The organism is Microbacterium sp., from assembly GCF_017305435.1.
GTDB lineage: Bacteria > Actinomycetota > Actinomycetes > Actinomycetales > Microbacteriaceae > Microbacterium.
The window spans coordinates 459,962-479,579 of the sequence record NZ_JAFKIP010000005.1 but is presented as its reverse complement, the minus strand read 5'-3'; the positions used below and the strand labels follow the sequence as shown (position 1 = coordinate 479,579).

The window sequence follows — 19,618 nt, the reverse complement described above, 5'->3', positions numbered from 1 at the left end:
TGCTAGGTGCATGCCAACTACCCGCGGAATCTGTCATTTCGGATAGGAACCGACACGGCACTTACACGCATCGTTCTCACCAATCTTTCGGATCCGCCACTTGTCCGCCACTTCATCTAAGAATCCGCCATCTTCGCCGAGAACCTACAGGGTGGCGGCGGGGGGACGGGAAAGGGCCCCGGATCGCTCCGGGGCCCTTTCGCTCGTGCGGCGCGTCAGCGCGTGTCGATGCGCGTGTGCATGTTGTCGGCACCGTACTGGAAGATACCGATGGATGCCTGCGTCGGGTCGCCGTTCTCGTCGAACGTGACCGGTCCGGAGTAGCCGTCGTAGTCGGCGACGCCGCCCCCGATGATGATGTCGGCGCACTCCGCGAACGAGGTGCACTTCTTGCCATCACCCGAGCCGCCGGAGACCTCCTGCAGCTTGCCGGCGATGTCCTTGCCGGTCGTCGAGCCCGACGCCAGCGAGGCCAGTGCGAGCAGGACCACGGCGTCGTACGACTCGGCCGCGTAGGAGTAGTCCTCCAGCGCGGCGTTGCCGGCGGCGGTCCAGGCGGTGTTGAGGCGCTCCTTGAAGTCGTCCTCGAGCACCGGTCCGGGCGTCGTGCCCTTCGCGCCCTCGAGCGAGACGGAGACCTGCGATCCCCACTGCTTGAGGTTGCCGTCGACGAGGTAGAAGTTCTTCGCCTCCTGGCCCGCGTTGACCAGCAGCGGCGCGATCGTCGCGAACTGGTCGAACGTGATGAGCACGACCGCGTCGGGCTTGGCAGCGGCGATCGTCGCGACCTGCGCGTCGAACGAGCTGTCGCCGTCGTTGTAGGACGCCTCGGCCACGACCGAACCGCCGGTCGATTCGAAGACCTTCTTGACGACGCCGTAGAGGCCCGTGCCGTAGGCGTCGTTCTGGTAGATGATGCCGATGTTCTTGTGGCCGTCCTCGGCGATCAGGTTCGCCAGGACCTCGCCCTGGAGCAGGTCGCTCGGAGCGGTGCGCCAGTAGAGGCCGTCGTCATCCCACGTCGTGAAGTCCGGCGAGGTGTTGGCGGGCGAGAAGGTGATGATGCCGGCCGCGACGTTCGAGTCGAGGAACAGCTTCGTCACGCCCGAGGCCGCCGCACCGATCATCGCGGACACGCCCGCGTTCTGGAGCTTGGGCACCGTCGTCTCGAAGGCCTTGTTATCGGCATCGCCCGAGTCGCCCGGGGTGAAGTCGATCGTGATGCCCTTGGCCGCCTCGTTGACCTCGTTGACCGCGAGCAGCACGCCGGCCTCCTCGGGCGGGCCGAGGAAGGCGAGGCTGCCGGTCTGGGGCAGCACGCTGCCGATCTTGAGAGTGAGGTCCTCCGCGGGACCCGTGCTCTCACTGGGCGTGGTCGACCCTCCACCGGCACAACCGGCGAGAAGGAGGGCACTGACGGTGCCGACGGCGATGGCGCCGACGAGCTTTCCCGCACCCGAACGTGTGAAGACGCTCATGTTGCTCCTTGCTGTGAATGAAACACGGTGCGGACTCGGGGTGCCGCGCCAGTGGGTCAAACCTAATGGGAGGGAGGTCTCCGCAATGTTGCAATGCGTTAACGGTGTGTCACATGAGGGTCACGGTGCGATAACGGTCGATCAGACGAGTTCGCCGACGTCGCCCGCCGCCCGCGTCCGCCGCGCGTGGCGCAGCGAATCGACGCTCAGGAGGACGAGCGCCACCCAGACGAGAGCGAAGCCGATCCAGCGTTCCAGCGGCATCGGCTCGCCGAGGATCCACCATCCCGTCAGGAACTGCATGATCGGGGCGACGAACTGCAGCAGCCCGATCACGGTGAGCGGGGCGCGCCGCGCACCCGCGGCGAACAGCAGCAGCGGGACGGCGGTCACCACGCCGGCGAGGGTGACGAGCGTCGTGTGACCGGCCCCCTGCGTCCCGAAGACGAGGCCCGTCGTGGAGGCGACCACGATCAGCTGCACGATCGCGATCGGCGTGAGCCACAGCGATTCGAGCGTGAGTCCGCTGATGGCATCCACCCGCGGCCCGATCTGCTTCTTGACGAGGCCGTAGGTGCCGAAGGATGCCGCGAGCGTCAGCGCGATCCACGGGAACGTGCCGTACGCCACGATGATGACGACGACGGCGAGGGCCGCGAAGGCGATCGCGACCCACTGCGCGGTGCGCAGCTTCTCGCCGAGAACGAGGACGCCGAGCAGCACCGTCACGATCGGGTTGATGAAGTAGCCGAGGCTCCCCTCGATGACGTGCCCCGTCAGGATGCCGAGGAGGAACACCTGCCAGTTCACGTAGATCAGCAGGCCCGCGACGATCGTCCAGAAGACGAGCCGCCGGTCACGCAGGATCGCGAGGAGCTTCGGCCACGTGCGCGTCACCGTCAGCAGGATCGCGCAGAAGACGAGGGAGAAGAGGATCCGCCAGACGACGATCTCCCACGGACCGATCGGCGCCAGCAGGATGAAGTAGAGGGGCATGAAGCCCCAGAGGAAGTACGCCGCGAACGCGTACACGCCGCCGAGGGACTCCTGGCGCTTCGTCTCCTCGGGTGTCATGAGTCTCACTCTAGGACGGTCCTGACAGGGTGCGGCCGCCGCGTCTCTGCCAACCTGCGGCGGCGGAAGGACGAAGGGTCCGGATGCCGAGGCATCCGGACCCTTCGGAAACGCTGAGATCAGCGGACGACGACCGCCAGGACGTCGCGGGCGGAGAGCACGAGGTACTCGTCGGCGCCGAACTTCACCTCGGTGCCGCCGTACTTCGAGTACAGGACGCGGTCGCCGACGGCGACGTCGAGCGGCACACGGTTGCCGTTGTCGTCGACGCGGCCGGGGCCCACGGCCACGACCTCGCCCTCCTGGGGCTTCTCCTTGGCGGTGTCGGGGATGACGAGACCGCTGGACGTGACCTGCTCGGCCTCGACCTGCTTGATGACGATGCGGTCCTCGAGCGGCTTGATGGAAACCGACACGGTTTACCTCTTTCTGGTGTGGCGTACTGCCGTTGTCACTGAAAAGACTGATTAGCACCCGATGGGTCGGAGTGCTAACCGCAAGTCTAGAGCGCGGTTGGCACTCGTGCAACGCGAGTGCCAATCATGTGAATCCCTTCATTAACCTGGTGCCTGAATCGCGTCTCATCTACGATCGTCGCTGAGCTCCCCCGCAGCCGGGACCACCGAGCAACGGCGCTCGGACGAAGGCGGGAGCCGGACCGGAGGTCGACGATGACATCCCTGACCACGAAATTCCCGCGCACCCGCACCGCTCCCTCGCGCTCGGGCCGGAGGCGGCGCGTCCTGGCCGGCCTCGCGGCCTCCGCCGCCCTCGTCGGCGGGCTGCTGACGGCGGGGCTCGCCGCCCCCGCGGCCGCCGCCACGGGATCGTGGAGCACGGAGACGATCGCGGGGATGAGCGTGCGCCTCTACACACCCGCGAGTGCTCCCGCGCTCGCATCGGGGCGCGCTCTCATGGTCAGCCTGCACGGGTGCGTGCAGACCGCGTCCGTCCTGCAGACGGGCGGCAACTGGGTCGCGACCGCCGAGAAGTACGGGATGGTCGTCGCCCTGCCGAGCGCCCCGAACGGAGGCGTCGTTCTCGGGTGCTGGGACTACTACGACGCGAACCACTCGCGCACGGCGCCCGCCCGGCACGACGACAACCTGCTCGACCTCGTGACGGCTCTCGAAGCGCGCCCGGGTCTCGGCATCGACGCGAATCAGGTCTACCTCTCCGGATTGAGCTCGGGCGGAGGCGAGACGATGGTCATGGGATGCCTCGCCCCCGACGTCTTCGCGGGCATCGGGATCAACGCCGGTCCGACCGTCGGCACGACGTCGGGGCAGATCTCGAGCGTCGCCGTGACGCAGGCGCAGGGGAAGAACACGTGCACGACCTTCGCCGGCTCGGCATCCGGCTCGTTCGCCACACAGCTCACTTCGGTCGTCTACGGATCGAACGACACGACCGTGGCGCCGGGCTACAACACGCTGAACGCGCAGATCATGGCGTCGATCTACGGAGCGGGCACGACATCGACGTTCAGCCTCGCGGGGCTCGCGGGCACGAACACGGCCGGGTCGGGCACGCTGTATGCGGATGCCACGGGGCCGCGCGTCTCTCTCATCCAGAACACGAACCTCGGCCACAACTGGCCGGCCGGCGGCGGCCCGGGAGGGTCGTACGTGTCGACGAACAGCATCGACTACCCGGCATATGTGACGCAGTTCTTCTTCGACAACAACCGCCGTGCCGACCGGACCACGACGCCGACGCCGACCGTGACACCGACCGCGACTCCGACGCCGACGCCGACGCCGACGACGTGCGTCACCGCGACGCTCGCGCAGCACAAGGCGGCGGGCCGCGCGATCAGCTACGGCGTGAACCCGTACAACCCGTATTACGCGGTCGGGAGCCAGGACTACCTCGGCCAGGGCGACGCCACCGTCGCCAGCCTGTCACCGTCCTCCCCGACGATCTGGCGGAAGGTGCCGAGCTGCTGAGCGCGCCCGGCTGACACGGGAGATCGCCGGTGAGACGGGGCGCGTCGCGTTCCGTCTCACCGGCGATGTCGCGCCTCACGGGCGGGCGGCGCGCGCGCTTAGGCTGGGCGGATGGATCTCGCCGAGCTGACCGCGCTGCTGACCCCGGAGGGCCTGCGCCTGGTCGACGAGCTCGGGGCGCTGGACGCGGCCGGCGACGTCGCCGCGACCGTCTCACGCCTGCGCTCGGCGGGCCGCGCACCCGAGCTCGTCGCGGCGGCGGTCGGCCAGGCGCGTCTGCGTTCGCGCGCGCGCGCGAAGTTCGGTGCGTTCGCCGACCGCATGCTCTTCACGCGGGCCGGGCTCGAGCAGGCGACTCGGCTCGAGATCGCGGCATCCCATGCGGGCCGCTTCCGTGACGCCGGCATCCGCGCGGTCGCCGACCTCGGCTGCGGGATCGGCGGCGACGCGCTCGCGCTCGCGGGGATCGGGCTCGACGTGCTCGCCGTCGATGCCGACGAGGTGACCGCCGCCCTCGCCGCCTACAACCTGGCGCCCTTCGGCGACGCGGCGACCGTCCGTCATGCCCGCGCACAGGACGTCGACCTCGCCGGCATCGACGCGGTCTGGCTCGACCCCGCTCGCCGCACGGCCGGCCACGGGGAGACGACGCGACTGGGCGCCGAGGAGTGGTCGCCGCCGCTCGACTGGGTGTGGCAGCTCGCGGCACGGATGCCGGCGGGCGTCAAGCTCGGGCCGGCGTTCGACCGGACGCTCATCCCGGACGACGCCGAGGCGCAGTGGATCTCGGTCGACGGCTCGACGATCGAGCTCGTCGTGTGGACGGGCGCCCTCGCTCGCCCCGGCATCCGTCGCGCGGCACTCGTCGTACGCGGCGGCGCCGCGGCGGAGCTCACGGCCGGCGCCGACGCCCCGGATGCCGAGGTGCGCCCTCTCGGGGCCTACCTGCACGAGCCCGAGGGCGCCGTCATCCGCGCGCGGCTCATCGGAGAGGTCGCCCGGTCGCTGGGCGCCGGCATGATCGACGAGAAGATCGCGTACCTGACCTCGGATGCCACGGTGGATGGCCCGGCGGAGAGCCCGTTCGTACAGAGCTTCCGCATTCGCGAGCAGCTGCCGAACGACGTCAAGGCGCTCGCGCGGGCGCTGCGCGAGCGCGGGATCGGCACCCTCGAGATCAAGAAGCGCGGAGTCGACGTGGACCCGGCGGCACTGCGCACGAAGCTGAAGCTCCACGGCTCCGCATCGGCGACGCTCATCGTCACCCGCGTCGGCGACCGCCGGCTGACGCTCCTCGCCGACCGGCTCTGACCGGGCGACGTTCGGCGCAGGCGCGAGCCGCGAGGGAGCCGGCGGCGGGGCGAGCCGGCGGCGGCGTCAGCCGAACAGGGGGCCCTGCGTGGACGCCCACCAGAGCCAGCCTGCGCTGTAGACGAGGGAGACGACGCTCAGGCACAGCGCCCAGACGGCGATCGGGCGCGACTCCCAGGGGCGGCGCAGCGCGGCGATCGCGAGCCCGGCGCCGAGCAGCCCGATGAGAAAGCCCCATCCGACGAGCAGCGACACCACGATCCCGGCGACGCCGAAGAAGAGCGCCCACCCGGCGCTGCGCAGCAGGGGGCCGGATGCCGGTGCCCAGCGCATGTCGAGCGCAGTGGGCACGTCGGACGCATCCGGCGCGGCATTCAGCTCTGGTTCCGTGCGCACGGTCTCGGCGATGGGCACCGGCTCGGTGAACTCGCGCTGGAAGCCGCCGCGATGCGCGCCGGGGAGCGGCGCGGAATCGGCGGGGGCGATGTCATCGGCGTCGCCGCTCATGCGTCCCCCCGCGCGACCTGGATCTCGGTGACCGGAAGTGTCGAGTCGGCGCCGAATGCGAGCGTCGACGGCGCGTGCCCCGACGCGACGAGCTGGGCCGCGAGCGCCGCGATCATCGCGCCGTTGTCGGTGCAGAGGCTGAGCGGCGGGATCCGGACGGCGACGCCCGCGGCGTCCGCCCGTTCGAGCGCGACCTCGCGCAGTCGGCGGTTCGCGATGACGCCGCCGCCGAGGAGAAGCCGGGGCACGCCGTGGCGGTCACAGGCATCCAGCGCCTTGCTCACCAGCACGTCGACGACGGCCTCGCGGAAGGATGCCGCGACATCGGCCGTCGCCACCGGGCTGCCGGCTGCGGCGGCCTGCTCGACCCAGCGCGCGACGGCGGTCTTCAGCCCCGAGAAGGAGAAGTCGTACCGGTGCTCGGCCATGTCGGAGGCCCGGGTGAGCCCGCGGGGGAACCGGATCGCGTTCGGGTCGCCACCCGCCGCGGCGCGGTCGATCTCGGGGCCGCCCGGGTAGGGCAGACCGAGGATGCGCGCGATCTTGTCGAACGCCTCACCCGCGGCGTCGTCGAGCGTCTCGCCGAGGAGCTCCACGTCGGAGACGAGGTCGCGCACGAGCAGCAGCGACGTGTGCCCGCCGCTCACGAGCAGGGCGACGGTGGGGTACTCGACCTCGTCGCCGGTGAGGATGTCGGCGGCGATGTGACCGACGAGGTGGTTGACGGCGTAGAGGGGCTTTCCGAGGCTCACGGCGAGCGCCTTCGCCGCGCCGACTCCGACCATCAGAGCGCCGGCGAGGCCCGGGCCACTCGTCACCGCGACGGCGTCGAGCTTCTCCAGGGTGATGCCGGCCTCCGCGACGGCCGCCTCGATCGCCGGCTGCAGCGCCTCGAGGTGCGCGCGGGCGGCGACCTCGGGCACGACACCGCCGTAGCGGGCGTGCTCGTCCATCGAGCTCGCGATCGTGTTCGACAGGAGCGTCCGGCCGCGCACGATGCCGATGCCGGTCTCGTCGCAGCTCGTCTCGATGCCGAGGACGAGGGGTTCGGCGCGCGTCATGTGCACGCCCCCGCATCGGCGGCGGTGGATGCCGCGGCCCGCGACGCCGCCCAGGCCCGCAGGTCGAGCGTCATCACGACGGCGTCGACGTCGTCGGGCTGGTAGTACCGCGGGCGGCGGCCGATCTCGGCGAAACCCTCCGAGCGGTACAGTGCCGCGGCGACCGGGTTGTCGGCGCGCACCTCCAGGAACAGCTCGCGCGCACCGCGCGCACGGGCCGTCTCGGCGAGGGCGCGCAGGAGCGTCCGCCCGCGTCCGCGGCCCCGCGCGGAGGCCGCGATCGCGATCGTCTGCACGTCGGCATCCGCCGCGCCCTGCACCGCCCGCACGCCGCCGTAGCCGACGACACGGCCCGCCTCGACGTCGACGAGATAGCGGCCGTGCGGCGAGACGAGCTCGCCCTGCATCATGGCGTCGCTCCACGCGTCGGTCGGGAACGAGGCACGCTCGATCGCCATGATGGCGGCGAGGTCGTCGGCGGTCGCGTCGCGCAGCGTCATGCGCCCACCCGCTTCGGCGCAGCGGGCAGGGTCACGTCGGGCGCGCGCAGGTAGAGGGGCTCGGGGCCGGTCAGCTCACGGCCGGCGGTGAGCGCGCGACCGGCGAGGGCGGCGATCATCGCCGCAGGGATCGTCGTGACGTCGCGTCGCGCGGCGCCCGCCTCGGCCAGGACGTCGTCGATGTCGGCGCGCGGCGTGAGGGCGGGGCCGGCGACGCGGACGGGGATGCCGTCGTCGTCGAGACCGTCGTAGACCGAGTAGGCGAACTCGCGACGGCGCGCGTCGGTGACGACGGCGAAGCGGCCCGGCTCCGCGAAGGGATCGGCGAGGGCCTCGCCGAGGAGGAACCCGAGCGCGGCCGCGTCGTGGCTCGGGACGGCGATCACCGGGAGCGCGCGGCCGAGGGCGAAGGCGCGGGCGGCGGCGATCCCGACGCGCAGGCCCGTGAACGGCCCGGGGCCCATGCCCGCCGCGACATGCGTCAGGGTGACCGGCTCGGGGGCCCCGGTCTGCCCGATCGCGCCGTGCGCGGCATCCGCGAGCGCCGCCTCGAGGAGCGTGCCGATCGCCTCCGCGTGCCCCAGCGGGTTGTCGCTGGATGCCTCGGCCCGCACGACCCCGTCGGCCTCGACGACGGCGACCGCCGTGCCGAGGGAGGTGTCGATGCCGAGGATCACACCCTCCAGGGTACCGGCGCCGCGCCTCGTCGAGGATGCCGGTTCGCGTCGAGAACGCCGGCTATTCCCCGTCAAGGACCGGCGCATTCGTCAACAAGCGGCGGTCTCGGCGCGGCGGACGCTCGGCGCCCCGCCCGCCCCCGGCCGGCGTCAGAACGTCGCGGTGTCGGGATCCGATCCGACACGCTGCCCGCGGTCGATCGCGTCGATCGCGGCGAGCTCGTCGGGAGTGAGGTCGAAGCCGAAGACGTCGAAGTTGGCCGCGATCCGCTCCGGGGTCGACGACTTCGGGAAGACGATGATCCCGTGGTCGAGGTGCCACCGCAGCACGACCTGTGCGGGAGTGACGCCGTGCGCCGCGGCCGCGTCGGCGACCGCCTTCTCGCCGAAGAGGTCGTACTTGCCCTGGCCCAGCGGCCCCCACGCCTCGATGTGGATGCCGTGGTCCGCGCCGAACGCCCGCAGCTCGCGCTGCGCGAACGCGGGGTGCAGCTCGAGCTGGTCGACCGCGGGCACGGTCTCCGTCTCGGCGAGCAGGCGTTCGAGGTGCGGGCGATGGAAGTTCGAGACGCCGATGGAGCGGGTGAGGCCCTCGTCGCGGAAGGTCTCCAGCTGCCGCCACGTGTCGACGTAGAGATCCTGGTCGGGGCGCGGCCAGTGGATGAGGTACAGATCGACGTGGTCGAGTCCGAGTTTGTCGAGACTCGCCTGGATCGCGGCGCGCGGCTTGTCGGTGCCCTGCTCGCTGTTCCAGAGCTTCGTCGTGATGAAGAGCTCGTCGCGCGGGATGCCGCTCGCGGCAATCGCGCGGCCGACACCCTCCTCATTGCCGTAGATCGCCGCGGTGTCGATGTGGCGGTAGCCGACCTCGAGAGCCGTGGAGACGAGACGCTCCGTCTCGGCGGGATCGACCTTGAAGACGCCGTAGCCGAGCTGCGGGATCGTGTGGCCGTCGTTGAGCGTGATCTGGGGAACAGTCATACGTTCAGCCTGCCACGGTCCGGTCAGGGGCGGCGCGAGACGCGGACGCGCCGCGGCGCGGCATCCTCCATGTCCGCCACGTGCGGCCCCGCGGTGCCGCACGCGGTGTCGAGGCCCGTGCCCGACCAGCCGCGATCGATCTCGACCTCCCACCAGGTGTCGGCGACGGCGGCGGCGAACGGCGCCGCCCACTCCGCGACGACGACCGACCGCGCGAAGTCGATGTCGAGATCGTCCAGCTCGCCGTCGGTGCCGAGCCGGTAGGCGTCGACGTGCACGAGCGCGGGCCCGTCGCCGAGCGCGGGATGCGTGCGCGCGATGACGAAGGTCGGGCTCTGCACACGACCGCGAACGTCGAGGGATGCCGCGACGCCGCGCGTGAGCGTCGTCTTGCCGGCTCCGAGGGGCCCGGTCAGGACGACGAGATCGCCCGGCCGCAGCGCGGCGCCGAACCGGCGCCCGAGCTCCTCCATCGCCGCAGGGTCTGGGATCTCGTGGTCGCCGAGGAAGGCGTCGAGCCCGGTCATGCGGCATCCCCGGGCCGGGTCACGGGGCTACCTCGCGACGCGGCACGCGCGGGCCGATGCGGGTGACGATCTCGTAGTTGATGGTGCCCGCGGCATCCGCCCAGGCTTCGACGGGCGGCATCCCGAGCGTCGGGTCGCCGAAGAGGACGGCCTCGTCGCCCACGGCGACGGGGCGGTCGCCGACGTCGACGACGAACTGGTCCATCGCGATGCGCCCCGCGACCGGGAACGTCTCCCCGCCGATGCGGACGGCGGCGCCCCCGGATGCCGCGCGCGGCGCCCCGTCGGCGTACCCGAGCGGCACGAGCGCGAGGGTCGTCTCGCCGCTCGTGCGATGCGTGTAGCCGTACGACACGCCCTGACCGGCGGGCACGCGCCGCACGGCGGCGACAGCTGCGCGGAGGGTCATCGCGGGGCGGAGCCCGAGGTCTGCCGACGTGCGGTCCGGGAAGGGCGACAGTCCGTACATCGCGATGCCGATCCGCACGCAGCCGAGGCGCGCCTCGGGGAGGGCCAGCGCGGCGTGCGAGGCGGCGATGTGCGTGAGCGGCGGCGTGAGACCGAGGCGCGCGGCGAGCGCGAGCGTCTCGTGGAAGCGCGCGAGCGCGGCACGGTCGTCGGCCTCGCTCGTGTTGGAGAGGTGGCTGAAGATGCCGACGACGCGCAGCCTGCCGATGCGCTCGAGCCGCGCGGCCTCGGCGAACACGGTCGGCAGGTCGGCGGCGGCGAGTCCGTTGCGGCCGAGGCCCGTCTCGACCTTGAGCTGCACGAGGGCGGGGCGGGCGGCGGAGGCCGCCGCGGCCGCGACGAGCTGGTCCATGCTCGAGATGCCGAGCTCGATCCCGTGCGCGACGGCGTCGGTGAAGGATGCCCCGGGCGCGTGCAGCCACGCGAGGATCGGCGCATCGATGCCGGCTCGGCGGAGTGCGAGCGCCTCGCCGATGTCGGCGACGCCGATGCGGCTCGCGCCGCCCGCGAGCGCCGCGACGGCGGAGCGGACCGCCCCGTGGCCATAGCCGTCGGCCTTCACCACGGCGATGACGTTGGATGATGTGAGCCGGCGGACGTGCCGCACGTTGTCGGCGATCGCGTCGGTGTCGATGAGCGCTTCGCGCAGGGTCCCGGCGGGCAGGCGCGTCATGCGCGGGCCCCCGACGACGACGCACCCGACGACGCGCCCGGGGCCGGAAGGGCCTCCGCGACGACGTATGCGGTCGCGAGCCCCGCGTCGTGGCTGAGCGACAGGTGGAGCGCCGTGATGCCGCGGGATGCCACGGTGGCATCCGTCTCGCCGGCGAGGGCGAACACGGGGCGCCCGCTCGGCTCGCTCGCCACCTCGATGTCGGTCCAGTGCACGCCGTCGGAGCCGCCGAGTGCCTTGATCAGCGCCTCCTTGGCGGCGTAGCGGGCGGCGAGCGAGTGCGGCCGGAGCCCCCGCTCGCCGGCGGTGAAGAGGCGGTCGAGGAGGCGCGGCGTGCGCGCGAGCGAGCGCTCGAAGCGGGGGATGTCGACGATGTCGACGCCGATGCCGACGATCACGGCATCCAGCCTACTCACCGCCTGCGACTACTCGACCGTGACGGACTTCGCGAGGTTGCGCGGCTGGTCGACGTCCAGGCCCTTCGCCGTGGCGAGGCCCATCGCGAAGATGTGCAGCGGCACGACGGCGAGCAGGGGCTCGAAGAACGGGCCCGCGAGCGGGATGCGCAGCACCTCATCGGCGAAGGGCAGCACGGCGGCATCCCCCTCCTCCGCGACGACGATGACGCGGGCGCCGCGCGCGCGGATCTCCTGGATGTTCGAGACGACCTTCTTGTGCAGCTCGGCCGATTCGCGCGGCGACGGCACGATCACGAACACGGGCTGTCCGGGCTCGATGAGCGCGATCGGCCCGTGCTTGAGCTCACCGGCGGCGAAGCCCTCGGCGTGGATGTAGCTGATCTCCTTGAGCTTGAGCGCGCCCTCGAGGGCGATCGGGTACCCGACGTGCCGCCCGAGGAACAGCACCGACTGCGTGTCGGCCATCCAGCGCGAGAACTGCTCGATGTGCGCCTGCTCCTTCTCGAGAACCCAGGCGATCTTGCCGGGCACGGCCTCGATCTCGCGCACGTGATCGGCGGCCTCGGCGGCCGGGATCGAGCCGCGCACGCGCGCGACGTGCAGCGCGAGCAGGTACAGCGCGGTGATCTGCGCGACGAACGCCTTCGTGGATGCCACGGCGACCTCGGGCCCCGCGTGCGTGTAGATCACGGCATCCGACTCACGCGGGATCGTCGCGCCCTGCGTATTGCAGATCGAGAGCGTCTTCGCGCCCTGCTCGCGGGCGTACTTGACCGCCATGAGGGTGTCCATCGTCTCGCCCGACTGGCTGATCGAGACGACGAGCGTGTCGTCGCCGATGACCGGGTCGCGGTAGCGGAACTCGTGCGCGAGCTCGACCGACACCGGGATCCGCGTCCACTGCTCGATCGCGTACGCGCCCGTCTGTCCCGCGTACGCGGCGGTCCCGCAGGCGATGACGATGACGCGGCGGATGCCGGTGAACAGGTCGTCGAGGCCGTCGAGCTCGGGGATGACGACCTGCCCGTCCTGCACGCGACCGCGGATCGTGTTGGCGACGGCGTCGGGCTCCTCCGAGACCTCCTTCGCCATGAAGGACGACCAGCCGCCCTTCTCGGCGGCCGAGGCGTCCCACACGACCTCGAAGGGCGAGGCCTCCACGGCGTTCCCGTCGAAGTCGGTGATCGTCACGCCCGCAGGCGTGATCGCGACGATCTCGTCCTGGCCGATCGCGAGGGCGTTGCGGGTGTGCTCGACGAAGGCGGCGACGTCGGAGCCGAGGAAGTTCTCCCCTTCGCCGAGGCCGATCACGAGCGGCGAGTTGCGGCGGGCGCCGACCACGAGGCCGGGCTCGTCCCGGTGCATCGCGAGGAGCGTGAACGCCCCCTCGAGGCGGCGGACGACGGCGCGGAACGCGGTGACGAGGTCGCCGGATGCCCCGTACTCGTGCCCGAGCAGGACGGCGGCGACCTCGGTGTCGGTCTCGGAGCGGAACGCGTAGCCGAGCGAGACGAGCTCGGCCTTGAGCTCGGCGAAGTTCTCGATGATGCCGTTGTGGATCACCGCGAGCTTGTCGTCGTCGGCGAGGTGCGGGTGCGCGTTGGCATCCGTCGGGCCGCCGTGCGTCGCCCAGCGCGTGTGGCCGATGCCCGTCGTGCCGTCGGGCATCGGGTGGGATGCCAGGTCGTCGCGCAGCACCTGGAGCTTGCCCGCACGCTTGCGCATGTCGAGGTCGCCGCTCTCGTCGATGACGGCGATGCCGGCGGAGTCGTAGCCGCGGTACTCCAGGCGTGCGAGCCCGGCGAGGAGGATGGCCTGACTGTCACGCGGGCCCACGTATCCGACGATTCCACACATGGGGTCCAGGGTAATCGCGCGGATTTGCGCGGAGCCCTGACAAACCCCGAGGGTGCATTCATTCCCCGCGAGGGTGCACTCATTCCCCGCGAGGGTGCACTCGCCCCCCGGTGCATGTGCACCCTCGGCGCAAACGAAGGCACCCTCAGAGCTTGCGGAGGAGGACCGTCTCGACCGCGTGGTCGGCGGCCTTCTTCAGCACGAGGGTCGCGCGGTGCTTCGTCGGCTCGACGTTCTCACGCAGGTTGGGCAGGTTGATCGCGTCCCAGAAGCCCATCGCGCGCTCCACCGCCTCGGCATCCGACAGCCCGGCGAACACGTTGAAGAACGAGCTCGGATTGCTGAAGGCCCCCTGACGCAGCGCCAGGAAGCGGTCGACGTACCACTGCGCGATGTCAGCGGGATCGGCATCCACATAGATGGAGAAGTCGAAGAGGTCGCTGACGGCGACCTCGTGCGGGCTCGGCGGCGGGGAGAGGACGTTCAGGCCCTCGACGATGACGACGTCGGGGCGGCGGACCGTCACGTGCGCATCGGGGACGATGTCGTAGCGCACGTGCGAATAGAACGGGGCGCGCGCCTCGGCGGCACCCGACTTCACGTCGGTGAGGAAGCGGACGAGCGCGCGACGGTCGTACGACTCCGGAAAGCCCTTGCGCTCCATGAGGCCGCGCCGCTCGAGCTCGGCGTTGGGGTAGAGGAATCCGTCCGTCGTGACGAGCTCGACGCGGGGCGTGCCGGGCCAGCGGCTCATGAGCTCGCGCAGCAGGCGCGCGATCGTCGATTTTCCGACGGCGACCGACCCCGCGACCGCGACGACGAACGGGGTCGTCGTGTCCTGCTCGCCGAGGAACGCGGAGGTCTCCACCCCGAGGCGCTTCGTGTTCTCCGCGTACGTCGACAGCAGCCGACTGAGCGGCAGGTACACCTCGTTCACCTCGGTGAGGTCGAGCCGGTCGCCGATGCCGCGCAGCTGCACGACCTCGGTCTCGGTGAGGGGCGACGGGATGCCGGGGGCCAGCGCCGCCCACTCCGCCCGGTCGATCTCGCGATACAGCAGCGGGTCGAGCGCCGTCGCGGGGGCGTCGACCTCGTCGGCCACGGCGTCGTCGCCGGGTGCGGTCAGCTCGTCGGTGGACATCACGCACACTCTATCGCCGCACGACTCAGGCGGAGTCGGGGTCGTGCGGCCGAATCGGCGCGAAGCGCGGCGATCTGCCCGAGTGATGCGCCGCGCTACGCTCGACACGTGCGCCTGGGAGTCCTCGACATCGGATCCAACACCGTCCATCTTCTCGTCGCCGACGTGCACCCCGGCGGTCGCCCGCTCGGCACGACGAGCCAGCGCACGGTGCTGCGCCTCATGCGCTACCTCGAACCCGACGGCTCGATCAACGAGCAGGGCGTCGCCGCCCTCGTGGATGCCGTCGCGCAGGCCCGCGCGACGGCGGAGGCCGAGAACGTCGTCGAGCTCCTCGCGACCGCGACGAGCGCCGTGCGCGAAGCGACGAACGGCGCGGAGGTCATCGCGCGCATCGAAGCCGCGCTCGGCCAGGACCTGCAGGTGCTCGGCGGTGAGAGCGAGGCGCGGTTCACGTTCCTCGCCGTCCGCCGCTGGTTCGGCTGGTCGGCGGGACAGATCCTCCTCTTCGACATCGGGGGCGGCTCTCTCGAGCTCGCGGCCGGGAGCGACGAACTGCCCGATGTGGCGGCCTCCGTGCCGCTCGGCGCGGGTCGCGCGACGGTCGACTTCCTGCCGCTGGACCCTCCGGGCGAGGATGCCGCGGAGCGCCTGCGCGCGCACGCCCGCGCCACCCTCGAACCGGTCGCCGCGATGATGGCCGGCCAGCCGAAGCCGAACCACGTCGTGGGCTCCTCGAAGGCGATCCGCTCGCTCGCGAAGCTCGCCGGCTACCCCGTGCCGGGATGGTCGGGCACGGAACGGATGCTGCTTCCGCGCCACGCGCTCGGGTCCTGGATCCCGCGCCTCGCGCGCCTTCCGGCATCCGCCCGCCAGGAGCTGCCCGGCATCACCGCCGACCGCACGTTCCAGATCGTGGCGGCCGCCGTCGTGCTCCACACCGCGATGACGGCACTCGAGGTGGACGATCTCGAGGTGAGCCCGTGGGCGCTGCGCGAAGGAGTGCTGCTGCGCTACATCGAGAGCCTCAGCTGGTCAGAGCCGGAGTGAGCGGGCGCGGACCCCTCCGTCGCGGGCGGTCCGGGGGGAGGAGCCGCGCCGCAGTTCGGACGGAGGGGCCGCGGTACCCGTGTGCTTCATCATCCGATTCGGGGGATCGGCCGTCGGGGGATCGGCCTCGGATGACGCGAGCGCAGGGCCTACGTTAGGGCGAACGCCGGGCGCGCCGCCAGCGCGGATGACGACGTTTTACACGCGCGTAACGCAGCGTCAGCCTTCTCAGCCGCGGACGATGTCCGCGAGTTCGTCGGCGATGCGCTGCGCGTCCGCCTGGGAGGCCGCCTCCACCATGACACGCACCATCGGCTCCGTGCCCGAGGGGCGCAGGAGCACGCGTCCGCTGTCACCGAGCGCCGTCTCGGCGACCCGCACGGCCGCGACCACGTCGGCATCCGTCGCGCGAGAGCGCTCGACGCCGCGGACGTTGACGAGCGACTGCGGGAACACGGTCATGACGGATGCCAGGTCGGCGAGGGTCCGCCCGGTGCGCGCCATCTCGGCCGCGAGGTGCAGGCCGGTGAGCACACCGTCGCCGGTGGTCGCGAAACGGCTCATGATGACGTGCCCGGACTGCTCGCCGCCGAGGGAGAAGCTGCCCTCGTTCATGCGCTCGAGCACATAGCGGTCGCCGACGGCGGTCGTCTCCACGCGGATGCCGCGTTCGGCCATCGCCCGGTGCAGGCCGAGGTTGCTCATCACGGTCGCGACGAGGGTGTCGTCGCGCAGGACGCCGCGCTCCTTCATCGAGACGGCGAGGATCGCCATGATCTGGTCGCCGTCGATGATGCGGCCGTCCGCGTCGACCGCGAGGCAGCGGTCGGCGTCGCCGTCGTGCGCGATGCCGAGGTCGGCACCGGTGCGCACGACCTCCGCCGCGAGCTTGTCGAGGTGCGTCGATCCGACGCCATCGTTGATGTTGAGGCCGTCGGGGTCGGCGCCGATCACGGTCACCTTGGCGCCGGCGTTGCGGAAGGTCTCGGGTGAGACGCCGGATGCCGCGCCGTGCGCGCAGTCGACCACGACGTGCAGACCGTCCAGCCGGTGCGGCAGCGACGCGAGGAGGTGGATGACGTACCGGTCCTCGGCATCCGAGAAGCGCGTCACGCGGCCGACGGCGCCGCCCGTGGGCTGGAGCTTGGGGCCCGTCATCGCCTCTTCGATGCGCTGCTCGACGACGTCGGGGAGCTTGACGCCCCCGCGCGCGAAGATCTTGATCCCGTTGTCGGGGGCGGGATTGTGGGACGCCGAGATCATGACGCCGAAGTCGGCGTCGATGTCGTCGATGAGGAACGCGGTCGCGGGGGTCGGCAGCGTCCCGGCATCCAGCACGTCGACGCCGGAAGAGGCGAGCCCCGCCTCGACGGCCGCGCTGAGGAACTGCCCCGAGATACGCGGGTCGCGCGCGACGACGGCCGTGAGTCGCTTGCCCGCGGCCTTGCGCGCCTCGGCGATACGGCCCTGGCCCAGGACGACCGCGGTCGCCTGGGCCAGGGTGAGCGCCAGTTCGGCGGTGAGGGAGCCGTTCGCGAGGCCCCGCACACCATCCGTTCCGAACAGTGCCATTCGGTCGGTGCCGATCAGCGCTTCGAGTACTGCGGAGCCTTGCGGGCCTTCTTGAGACCGGCCTTCTTGCGCTCGATGACGCGGGCGTCACGCGAGAGGAAGCCGGCCTTCTTCAGCGCCGGACGGTTGTTCTCGGCGTCGATCTCGTTGAGCGCACGGGCGATGCCGAGGCGCAGGGCGCCGGCCTGACCCGAGGGGCCGCCGCCGGAGATGCGGACGATGACGTCGTACGCGCCCGTGAGGTCGAGCAGCGTGAACGGGTCGGTGATGAGCTGCTGGTGCAGCTTGTTCGGGAAGTAGTCCTCGAACTCACGACCGTTGACGGTGATGGTGCCGGAGCCGGGGATCAGGCGCACGCGGGCGATGGCCTGCTTGCGGCGGCCCACGGCCGAGCCGGGGACGGACAGCACCGGGCGGGGCGCCGCGGCGGCCTCGACGGGCGCGCTCTCGGTGGTGTAGGACTCGGGGGTCTCTTCGATGGAGTCAGCGATCTTCGCCATGTTCGTTTCCTTGGTTCCTGGTTGTCGCAGGGGCGCTTACTGGGCGACCTGGTCGAAGGTGTAGGGGGTGGGCTGCTGGGCAGCGTGCGGGTGCTCGGCACCGACGTAGACCTTCAGCTTCGACAGCTGCTGGCGACCCAGGCTGTTCTTGGGGAGCATGCCGCGGATCGCCTTCTCGACGGCGCGGACCGGGTTCTTCTCGAGGAGCTCGGCGTACGAGGTGGCCGTGAGGCCGCCCGGGTAGCCCGAGTGGCGGTAGGCCATCTTCTTCTGGAGCTTCTGGCCCGTCAGCGCCACCTTCTCGGCGTTGATGACGATCACGAAGTCACCGGTGTCGATGTGGTTCGCGAAGGTGGGCTTGTTCTTGCCACGGAGGATCGTGGCGGCGTGCGAGGCGAGGCGTCCGAGAACGACGTCAGTCGCGTCGATGACGACCCACTCACGGGTCACTTCACCGGCCTTGGGGGTGTAGGTGCGCGTCACAGTAGTGCTGCTTTCTTGATTCGAACGGAGAGGTTCGTGAATCCCACTCCGGGGTGGTTCGCGCTTTCGGTGATCGAGTGCCGCCGCAGGCGGTGTATCGAGATCACGCGAACACGCCAGTGGAGGGCTCACGTTCGCGGTGCCGGCCGCAGGCAGCAGACACCAAAGGGAGAGTCTACGGCATCGGGATGCCAGGGCCAAAACGCCGGCTCAGGACTCCCGGGAGACTCGGGGGGCCGACGCGGAGCGTCGACCCCCCGAGCTGCGGCCGCACGCGGGGGGTCGTCGGCCGCTCCGGTCGTGTGGGGACACTACCGGGGGTTGGGGGAGATCGCGGCGCATGAAGATGAGGCGGCGCCGGGACCAAGCAGATTCTAGCGTGCGAGCACTCCTGCTCGCGTGTCCAAACCGTGATCGGAATCTCGCGCGTCGAGGTCGTCCAGGGCAGCGAGATCGGGCGTCCGATCCGACGTGAGCCCGGTGGCGAAGCTCTTCAGCCAGGGGCGGAGGGCCGGTCCGAGGTCCTCGCGCTCGACCGCGAGCTGCAGGATCGCCTTGATGTAGTCGACGCGGTCGCCCGTGTCGTAGCGACGCCCCTCGAAGACGACGCCGTAGACGCCCGGGCCGTCGGGGTCCGCCGCGAGGACGCGCAGCGCATCGGTGAGCTGGATCTCGCCTCCCTTGCCGGGTGCCGTGCGGGCGAGCACGTCGAAGACGGCGGCCGGCAGCACGTAGCGCCCGATGACGGCGAGGTGCGAGGGCGCCTCTTCGCGGGACGGCTTCTCGACGAGGTCGACGACGCGCACGGGGCCGTCGCCGTCGGCATCCACGTCGTCTGCGGCGATCGTGGCGACGCCGTAGAGGTGGACCTGTTCGGCCGCGACGGGCATGAGCGCGACGACCGCTCCCCCGGTGCGCTCGTGCACCTCGAGCATGCGCGGCAGCAGGTCGTCGCGCGCGTCGATGAGGTCGTCGCCGAGCATGACGACGAAGGGCGAGTCGCCGACGTACGACGCGGCGCGCCCGACGGCGTGGCCGAGCCCGCGCGGCTCGCCCTGACGCGTCAGGTGGATGTCGGCGAGCTGTGACGCGCGCGAGACGGCGTCGAGCTTGACGACGTCGCCCTTGGTCTGCAGCGCCCGCTCGAGCTCGGGCACCGAGTCGAAGTGATTGTCGATCGCGCTCTTGTTGCGCCCGACGATGATGAGGACATCGCGGATCCCGGCGGCCACCGCCTCCTCGACGACGTACTGGATCGCCGGTTTGTCGACGACCGGCAGCATCTCCTTGGGCATCGCCTTGGTGGCGGGGAGGAAGCGGGTGCCGAGACCGGCGGCCGGGATGACGGCCTTGTATCGAGAGCGCATGTGTTCTCCTGCGGGAGCGGGGG

Annotated in this window: 20 protein-coding genes; 3 read left to right on the top strand and 17 right to left on the bottom strand. The window is 71.3% G+C overall.

Annotation, left to right across the window (positions count from 1 at the left end; translation table 11 throughout):
* Nucleotides 1–215 precede the first annotated feature (215 nt).
* The 3 genes from J0I43_RS10745 to groES all read right to left on the bottom strand — a co-directional run bounded on the left by J0I43_RS10745 (nucleotide 216) and on the right by groES (nucleotide 2,968).
* Nucleotides 216–1,478: an ABC transporter substrate-binding protein gene (locus tag J0I43_RS10745; protein ID WP_292863211.1), complete on the bottom strand. Its 1,263-nt coding sequence runs from the start codon at nucleotides 1,476–1,478 to the stop codon at nucleotides 216–218.
* A 141-nt stretch (nucleotides 1,479–1,619) separates the two neighbouring features.
* Nucleotides 1,620–2,552 (bottom strand): EamA family transporter RarD, encoded by a 933-nt coding sequence (gene rarD / locus J0I43_RS10740; protein WP_292863208.1) that lies wholly within the window; start codon nucleotides 2,550–2,552, stop codon nucleotides 1,620–1,622.
* Nucleotides 2,553–2,671: 119 nt separating this feature from the next.
* Complete coding sequence (gene groES, locus J0I43_RS10735; RefSeq protein ID WP_292863205.1) at nucleotides 2,672–2,968, bottom strand: co-chaperone GroES; 297 nt, start codon at nucleotides 2,966–2,968, stop codon at nucleotides 2,672–2,674.
* 255 nt (nucleotides 2,969–3,223) lie between these two features.
* Here groES and J0I43_RS10730 point away from each other — a divergent pair, with 255 nt between their 5' ends.
* Entirely contained in the window at nucleotides 3,224–4,501 is a 1,278-nt protein-coding gene (locus J0I43_RS10730; RefSeq protein WP_292863202.1) for a PHB depolymerase family esterase, read from the top strand.
* A gap of 111 nt (nucleotides 4,502–4,612) precedes the next feature.
* On the top strand, nucleotides 4,613–5,812 hold the full coding sequence (locus J0I43_RS10725; protein WP_292863199.1) for a class I SAM-dependent methyltransferase: 1,200 nt from the start codon (nucleotides 4,613–4,615) through the stop codon (nucleotides 5,810–5,812).
* 66 nt (nucleotides 5,813–5,878) lie between these two features.
* Here J0I43_RS10725 and J0I43_RS10720 read toward each other — a convergent pair whose 3' ends face one another.
* The 10 genes from J0I43_RS10720 to coaA form a co-directional block, all read right to left on the bottom strand.
* Nucleotides 5,879–6,319, bottom strand: a complete 441-nt coding sequence (locus J0I43_RS10720; RefSeq protein ID WP_292863196.1) for a hypothetical protein — start codon at nucleotides 6,317–6,319, stop codon at nucleotides 5,879–5,881.
* Nucleotides 6,316–7,380, bottom strand: a complete 1,065-nt coding sequence (tsaD, locus tag J0I43_RS10715) for a tRNA (adenosine(37)-N6)-threonylcarbamoyltransferase complex transferase subunit TsaD (protein ID WP_292863193.1) — start codon at nucleotides 7,378–7,380, stop codon at nucleotides 6,316–6,318. Before tsaD ends, J0I43_RS10720 begins: the two co-directional genes overlap by 4 nt.
* On the bottom strand, nucleotides 7,377–7,880 hold the full coding sequence (rimI, locus tag J0I43_RS10710; protein WP_292863189.1) for a ribosomal protein S18-alanine N-acetyltransferase: 504 nt from the start codon (nucleotides 7,878–7,880) through the stop codon (nucleotides 7,377–7,379). Before rimI ends, tsaD begins: the two co-directional genes overlap by 4 nt.
* Nucleotides 7,877–8,557: a tRNA (adenosine(37)-N6)-threonylcarbamoyltransferase complex dimerization subunit type 1 TsaB gene (gene tsaB / locus J0I43_RS10705; RefSeq protein ID WP_292863186.1), complete on the bottom strand. Its 681-nt coding sequence runs from the start codon at nucleotides 8,555–8,557 to the stop codon at nucleotides 7,877–7,879. Before tsaB ends, rimI begins: the two co-directional genes overlap by 4 nt.
* 150 nt (nucleotides 8,558–8,707) lie before the next feature.
* Nucleotides 8,708–9,538: an aldo/keto reductase gene (locus J0I43_RS10700; protein WP_292863183.1), complete on the bottom strand. Its 831-nt coding sequence runs from the start codon at nucleotides 9,536–9,538 to the stop codon at nucleotides 8,708–8,710.
* Between the two features lie 23 nt (nucleotides 9,539–9,561).
* A complete protein-coding gene (gene tsaE / locus J0I43_RS10695) occupies nucleotides 9,562–10,065 on the bottom strand; it encodes a tRNA (adenosine(37)-N6)-threonylcarbamoyltransferase complex ATPase subunit type 1 TsaE (RefSeq protein ID WP_292863180.1) in 504 nt (167 codons plus the stop codon).
* A gap of 19 nt (nucleotides 10,066–10,084) precedes the next feature.
* Entirely contained in the window at nucleotides 10,085–11,206 is a 1,122-nt protein-coding gene (gene alr / locus J0I43_RS10690) for an alanine racemase (protein WP_292863177.1), read from the bottom strand.
* Nucleotides 11,203–11,604, bottom strand: coding sequence for a holo-ACP synthase (locus J0I43_RS10685; RefSeq protein ID WP_292863264.1), 402 nt, complete (start codon nucleotides 11,602–11,604; stop codon nucleotides 11,203–11,205). Before J0I43_RS10685 ends, alr begins: the two co-directional genes overlap by 4 nt.
* A gap of 27 nt (nucleotides 11,605–11,631) precedes the next feature.
* Entirely contained in the window at nucleotides 11,632–13,482 is a 1,851-nt protein-coding gene (gene glmS, locus J0I43_RS10680; protein ID WP_292863174.1) for a glutamine--fructose-6-phosphate transaminase (isomerizing), read from the bottom strand.
* 145 nt (nucleotides 13,483–13,627) lie between these two features.
* The gene (coaA, locus tag J0I43_RS10675) at nucleotides 13,628–14,623 is read right to left on the bottom strand and encodes a type I pantothenate kinase (protein ID WP_292863171.1); all 996 of its coding nucleotides are present in this window, start codon (nucleotides 14,621–14,623) and stop codon (nucleotides 13,628–13,630) included.
* Between the two features lie 108 nt (nucleotides 14,624–14,731).
* Here coaA and J0I43_RS10670 point away from each other — a divergent pair, with 108 nt between their 5' ends.
* Entirely contained in the window at nucleotides 14,732–15,673 is a 942-nt protein-coding gene (locus J0I43_RS10670; RefSeq protein ID WP_292863169.1) for a Ppx/GppA phosphatase family protein, read from the top strand.
* Nucleotides 15,674–15,901: 228 nt separating this feature from the next.
* On the opposite strand, the gene glmM is transcribed toward J0I43_RS10670, so the two are convergent.
* From glmM to J0I43_RS10650, 4 genes are all read right to left on the bottom strand, one after another.
* Nucleotides 15,902–17,245 carry a phosphoglucosamine mutase gene (gene glmM / locus J0I43_RS10665; protein ID WP_292863166.1) on the bottom strand — a complete coding sequence of 448 codons (1,344 nt, stop codon included), beginning with the start codon at nucleotides 17,243–17,245 and terminating at the stop codon, nucleotides 15,902–15,904.
* A gap of 14 nt (nucleotides 17,246–17,259) precedes the next feature.
* Complete coding sequence (gene rpsI / locus J0I43_RS10660; RefSeq protein WP_292863163.1) at nucleotides 17,260–17,745, bottom strand: 30S ribosomal protein S9; 486 nt, start codon at nucleotides 17,743–17,745, stop codon at nucleotides 17,260–17,262.
* Between the two features lie 36 nt (nucleotides 17,746–17,781).
* Nucleotides 17,782–18,228 carry a 50S ribosomal protein L13 gene (gene rplM, locus J0I43_RS10655; protein ID WP_292863160.1) on the bottom strand — a complete coding sequence of 149 codons (447 nt, stop codon included), beginning with the start codon at nucleotides 18,226–18,228 and terminating at the stop codon, nucleotides 17,782–17,784.
* Between the two features lie 374 nt (nucleotides 18,229–18,602).
* Nucleotides 18,603–19,595, bottom strand: a complete 993-nt coding sequence (locus tag J0I43_RS10650; RefSeq protein ID WP_292863157.1) for a UTP--glucose-1-phosphate uridylyltransferase — start codon at nucleotides 19,593–19,595, stop codon at nucleotides 18,603–18,605.
* Between the last annotated feature and the right edge of the window lie 23 nt (nucleotides 19,596–19,618).

Coding starts and splice junctions, on each gene's coding strand:
- J0I43_RS10700 (WP_292863183.1), bottom strand. CDS start 9,538: ATGACTGTTCCCCAGATCACGCTCAACGACGGCCACACGATCCCGCAG.
- rimI (WP_292863189.1), bottom strand. CDS start 7,880: ATGACGCTGCGCGACGCGACCGCCGACGACCTCGCCGCCATCATGGCG.
- glmM (WP_292863166.1), bottom strand. CDS start 17,245: ATGGCACTGTTCGGAACGGATGGTGTGCGGGGCCTCGCGAACGGCTCC.
- rarD (WP_292863208.1), bottom strand. CDS start 2,552: ATGACACCCGAGGAGACGAAGCGCCAGGAGTCCCTCGGCGGCGTGTAC.
- alr (WP_292863177.1), bottom strand. CDS start 11,206: ATGACGCGCCTGCCCGCCGGGACCCTGCGCGAAGCGCTCATCGACACC.
- tsaD (WP_292863193.1), bottom strand. CDS start 7,380: ATGACGCGCGCCGAACCCCTCGTCCTCGGCATCGAGACGAGCTGCGAC.
- J0I43_RS10720 (WP_292863196.1), bottom strand. CDS start 6,319: ATGAGCGGCGACGCCGATGACATCGCCCCCGCCGATTCCGCGCCGCTC.
- coaA (WP_292863171.1), bottom strand. CDS start 14,623: ATGTCCACCGACGAGCTGACCGCACCCGGCGACGACGCCGTGGCCGAC.
- glmS (WP_292863174.1), bottom strand. CDS start 13,482: ATGTGTGGAATCGTCGGATACGTGGGCCCGCGTGACAGTCAGGCCATC.
- rpsI (WP_292863163.1), bottom strand. CDS start 17,745: ATGGCGAAGATCGCTGACTCCATCGAAGAGACCCCCGAGTCCTACACC.
- J0I43_RS10745 (WP_292863211.1), bottom strand. CDS start 1,478: ATGAGCGTCTTCACACGTTCGGGTGCGGGAAAGCTCGTCGGCGCCATC.
- J0I43_RS10725 (WP_292863199.1), top strand. CDS start 4,613: ATGGATCTCGCCGAGCTGACCGCGCTGCTGACCCCGGAGGGCCTGCGC.
- J0I43_RS10730 (WP_292863202.1), top strand. CDS start 3,224: ATGACATCCCTGACCACGAAATTCCCGCGCACCCGCACCGCTCCCTCG.
- J0I43_RS10650 (WP_292863157.1), bottom strand. CDS start 19,595: ATGCGCTCTCGATACAAGGCCGTCATCCCGGCCGCCGGTCTCGGCACC.
- tsaE (WP_292863180.1), bottom strand. CDS start 10,065: ATGACCGGGCTCGACGCCTTCCTCGGCGACCACGAGATCCCAGACCCT.